Raw genomic sequence first — 282 nt, forward strand, 5'->3', positions numbered from 1 at the left:
AACCCAGCCTTCTACGGCCAGTTTGAGCAGAACGCCCGCAACTGGTACACCCGTATTCAGGAGACCGGCCTGTACTTTAACCATGCAATCGTCAACCCGCCCATTGACCGCCACAAACCTGCCGACGAAGTGAAAGACGTCTATATCAAGCTGGAGAAAGAGACGGACGCCGGGATTATTGTCAGCGGGGCGAAAGTCGTCGCCACTAACTCCGCCCTGACTCACTACAACATGATTGGTTTCGGCTCAGCCCAGGTGATGGGCGAAAACCCGGATTTTGCT

1 protein-coding gene is annotated in these 282 nt (G+C 55.0%); it reads left to right on the forward strand.

The window, feature by feature from the left end; translation table 11 throughout:
* The coding region (locus J4G32_RS21395; RefSeq protein WP_281413611.1) for a 4-hydroxyphenylacetate 3-hydroxylase N-terminal domain-containing protein at positions 1-282 on the forward strand (282 nt) is incomplete at both ends.

It is taken from the genome of Microvirga antarctica (assembly GCF_017921815.1).
Lineage (GTDB): Bacteria > Pseudomonadota > Alphaproteobacteria > Rhizobiales > Beijerinckiaceae > Microvirga > Microvirga antarctica.